The sequence below is a fragment of the Kurthia senegalensis genome (genome assembly GCF_000285595.1).
In the GTDB taxonomy this organism is placed as follows: Bacteria; Bacillota; Bacilli; order Bacillales_A; family Planococcaceae; genus Kurthia; species Kurthia senegalensis.
The window spans coordinates 1-216 of record NZ_CAEW01000062.1 but is presented as its reverse complement, the minus strand read 5'-3'; the positions used below and the strand labels follow the sequence as shown (position 1 = coordinate 216).

The following is a 216-nucleotide window of genomic DNA, read 5'->3' as shown; positions in this document are numbered from 1 at the left end:
CGTAGTTTTTTATTTTTTGCTTATTTTATCTTAATTTCAAGCAAAATAGTCGCTAGGGCTAAAGAAATATGCTACACTTTCGGTAATGAAATACGAGGAGGCAATATTATTATGGCAATTAAACATGCATCAGATGCATCATTCAAAGAAGATATCGCAGAAGGATTAGTATTAGTAGACTTTTGGGCTACTTGGTGTGGACCATGTAAATGATCG

1 pseudogene is annotated in these 216 nt (G+C 33.8%); it reads left to right on the top strand.

Annotated features, from left to right (window positions below):
• Nucleotides 1-111 precede the first annotated feature (111 nt).
• Nucleotides 112-210 (top strand): annotated as a pseudogene (locus KSHG_RS17825) (thioredoxin family protein); the annotation flags it as partial.
• Between the last annotated feature and the right edge of the window lie 6 nt (nucleotides 211-216).